This is a genomic window from Nostoc sp. (assembly GCF_036917415.1).
Classification (GTDB): domain Bacteria; phylum Cyanobacteriota; class Cyanobacteriia; order Cyanobacteriales; family Nostocaceae; genus Nostoc.
In genome coordinates this window covers 1-3,837 of the sequence record NZ_JBALDJ010000045.1, presented here as the reverse complement: position 1 = coordinate 3,837, position 3,837 = coordinate 1, and the positions used below count along the sequence as shown (strand labels likewise).

Annotated in this window: 2 protein-coding genes and 1 pseudogene; 2 read left to right on the top strand and 1 reads right to left on the bottom strand. The window is 48.4% G+C overall.

Features of this window, described 5'->3' with window-relative positions; translation table 11 throughout:
- Positions 1-333: 333 nt before the first annotated feature.
- Both V7K41_RS08200 and V7K41_RS08195 read left to right on the top strand, forming a co-directional pair.
- A complete protein-coding gene (locus V7K41_RS08200; protein ID WP_334847116.1) occupies positions 334-1,650 on the top strand; it encodes a Gfo/Idh/MocA family protein in 1,317 nt (438 codons plus the stop codon).
- Between the two features lie 18 nt (positions 1,651-1,668).
- Entirely contained in the window at positions 1,669-3,246 is a 1,578-nt protein-coding gene (locus tag V7K41_RS08195; protein ID WP_334847115.1) for an MFS transporter, read from the top strand.
- Positions 3,247-3,295: 49 nt separating this feature from the next.
- Here V7K41_RS08195 and V7K41_RS08190 read toward each other — a convergent pair.
- Positions 3,296-3,460: pseudogene (locus tag V7K41_RS08190) on the bottom strand (ATP-binding cassette domain-containing protein); the annotation flags it as partial.
- Positions 3,461-3,837 lie beyond the last annotated feature (377 nt).

Sequence of the window (3,837 nt, the reverse complement as noted above, 5' to 3'; positions counted from 1 at the left end):
AACGCATTGGCATTGTCAAGCGACGCATTGGCATTTTCAGGAGTGCCTCGGCTTAGAGTAACCCCATAGATAAATCTAGGGGATTGATCTTGGACGTATTAAATATGCGCTACGCATCTCGAAATAAATATTTATTTCTTTTTCCTTGGCTTAAAAGCCGTGGCTTCAAACATAAAGTGCTGAGTGCAATTATTACTTTTTTACTCAGCACTCGTTACTCAGCACTCAGCACTGTTTCGGTCAGGCGACGCATTGGCATTGCAAGGTATTTCCAAATTTAATTCGCTACGAATTGTTGTACTAAATCCAAAATTTCATCATTAAGGAACCACGATGCCTGAAGTGTTTAAAGGAAAATTTTCTCGTCGTCAGATTCTTACTACTGCTGGGTTAGGAGCCATTTCAGCCACCGCAATCGGTAGTATCGGCGAAGAGGTTGTTGCCCAACAGCCAACTGGACAAGCCACCCCACGCGGAGGCCCCTTACCGCCTCAGATTCAGTTTCCGCCCATCTCGGAAAAGACTGAGGTTGATACAGGTGGGCCACCAACTGCATTACCCCCAGAGCGACGTTTGGGGTTTGCGATCGTCGGACTTGGCAGATTGACATTGGAAGAGATCATGCCTGCATTTGCAGAATGTAAACTAGCAAAGCCAACTGCATTAGTTAGTGGTGATGCTGCCAAAGCAAATCTTGTTGCCCAGCAGTATGGCATCAAACCGCAGAACGTTTACAACTATCAGAATTACGACAATCTCCGCAACAATCCAGACGTTGACGTGATTTATATTGTATTGCCTAACAGTATGCACCGGGAATATACGGTGCGTGGTGCTAAAGCAGGAAAGCATATTCTGTGTGAAAAGCCAATGGCAACCACAGTCGAAGATGCTCAACAGATGATCGATGCGTGCAAACAAGCGAATCGCAAGCTGATGATTGCTTATCGCTGCCAATATGAGCCGCATCATCGCGCCATGATTCAGATGATCCGCAGCAAAGAATTGGGAACTGTGAAGGTGATTCAGGCAGACAACGGACAAAACCAGGGGGGTGACTTAAACCAGTGGCGATTGAAACGCGCCTTAGCTGGAGGTGGCTCTTTGCCGGATGTGGGAGTTTATTGCTTGAATGCAACTCGCTATTTAACGGGAGAGGAACCGATCGCAATTAGCGCCCAAATCTTTAGCACTCCTGGCGATCCGCGCTTCAAAGAAGTAGAAGAAAGTGTTACCTTCCAGCTGCGGTTTCCCAGTGGAATACTAGGGATTTGCTCCACTAGCTACGGCTTTCACGAAGGGCGTCGGTTTCGCGTCTTTGGCTCTGATGCTTGGGGACAACTCGATCCGGCGTTCTCCTACAACGGTTTGCGGATGATGATTTCGCGCAAATCGCCAACGAATAGCATGGCAGAAAACATTAGCGAAGTGCGGATAGGTGAGAAGAATCAGTTTGCTTTGGAAATCGATCACATGGCAGATTGTGTGATTCAAAATAAACAACCCCATACGCCTGGTGAAGAAGGTTTGCAAGACCAAAAACTAATGGCGTTGATTTACGAAGCCGCACAAACAGGCAAGACGATTACCTTACCTCGTGTGTCAGGATTGGATACCACTCGTGGCCCCGCTCCTCGAATGCTGAAGTAATATGTGCATACCGCAGTCATGACAACCTCTGCTTGGAGTCCGCTCCGTAAATCTTTGTTTCGCGATCGCTGGATTGCCTCGATTGTCTCCAACATTGGCGGTTGGATGGAGGACACGGCGGGAGCTTGGTTAATGACTTCTCTCACCACCTCTCCCCTCTTGGTGGCACTGATGCAAACAGCCGCAACTTTGCCGGTGCTGCTGTTAGGACTACCAGCCGGAGCAACGGCAGATATTTTCGATCGCCGTCGGTTACTACTGTTTTGGCAAGTCTGGATGCTGGTTGCTGCACTGATCTTGAGTGGATTGATTTTTGCAGGTACAATTACACCGTGGTCACTGCTGGCGCTGACGTTTTTGCTCAACTTGGGAGCGGCAATGAATGGCCCAGCTTGGCAAGCGATTGTACCAGAACTAGTACCGCGATCGGAACTCATGGCTGCGATCGCTTTAAATAGTGCTGGGTTTAATATTGCCCGAGCAGTTGGGCCTGCGATCGCAGGTTTTATATTAGTGGCCGCAAATGCGGGAGTCGTCTTTTTGATTGATGCCCTCTCTTTTGTTGGGGTGATTTTCATCCTTTACCGTTGGCAGCGTAAACCGTTTTATGAAAGCGCCCTACCCGCAGAGCGAGTATTGGGTTCTGTGCGGGCTGGTATTCGCTATGTCCGCTTTTCTCCCGCTCTGCAAGCTGTGTTAATTCGAGCGGCTGTTTTAACTAGTTGCACCAGTGCTTTGTTAGCCTTGTTGCCTTTGGTGGCACAGCAAGATTTGCGGCAGGGAGCAGGTGGGTATGGTTTACTACTCGGTTGCTTTGGATTTGGGGCGATTCTCGGTGCGATTTTGATGCCACGAGTGCGCCAACGTCTCACAGCCGATGGAGTTGTGATTGCCGGAACTCTGGTGTTTGCGATCGCCACATTAATTCTGGCATTCATTCACAATGTACCTTTGGTGTTGCTGGCTTTGCTAGCGGCTGGGATTGCCTGGACAAGTATGACATCCAGCTTGAATATCACCGTGCAGCTTGCGGTTCCGGCTTGGGTGCAGGCGCGGGCGCTAGGAACTTATCAGATGGTATTTCAAGGAGGTTCAGCAATTGGTAGTATTGTTTGGGGTGCAGCGGCGGAACATTGGGGTATGCGGACTGCCTTATTCGTTGCTGCGATCGGCTTAGTAGGGGGAACCTTCACCGCGCAGCGTTATCGCTTGCTATCAGGAAAACTGGATTTAGGGCCAGCATTACGGCGAGCAGAACCGTTGGTAGTAATTGAATTGCAACCAGAAGAAGGGCCGGTTTTAGTCACACTTGAATATTGTATTGACCCAGTTCAAGCAGAGGAATTCATTACAGCAATTCATGCCCTGCGCGTGGTGCGGCTACGAGATGGTGCGATTCGCTGGGGAATTTTTCACGATACATCTCAGCCGAGTCGCTACTTAGAGACGTTTATCGTCGAATCCTGGGTGGATCATTTACGTCAGTATGAACGGTTTACGGTGGCAGATCGAGAGATTCGCAAAAGGGTTTTTGCTTTTCATCAAGGCGATGAACCGCCAGTTATTTCTCACATGATTTATGCTCACCAATCCTAAGAAGTACGAGCTTAGAAGTAATTAATTCTTCAACTATTCCACTGGCAATTGGGTCGAGGGCGCTACAAGGTTCATCGAATAATAGGATTTCTGGTTGCAAAGCTAAGGCTCTAGCTATACACAATCGCTGCTGTCCGCCAGAAAGTGCTAAGGCAGAGGTTTGCAGTCGGTCTTTTACTTCATCCCAAAGTCCAACATCTTTACAGCAGTTTTCATGTATTTGAACCACATCTGTCGTAAGGGCACAGCATTGCTCATTGGTGTCAACTTAACGTATAAGCTAGATTTGGCGTTTCCAGGTTTGACCCTCACCCCCAACCCCTCTCCCAATTTTGGGAGAGGGGAGCCAGCCGCGTGGGCGGGTTTCCCGACTTGAGCGGACTGGCGTTGTGTTATCGCGTAGCGTAACGCACCTAAAATTCGGAGTGGTGCGTTAGCCTTTGGCATAACGCACCCTACGTGTATTTCAAAAATCAAATATGAGTCCTATAGATATTTTATAGCAACCGCCAAGGCGGTTAGGACGCAATATATAAGATATGCTCAATGGCATCTCGTAAACAATCAAACTGGTCTAGTTTTTTGCGGATT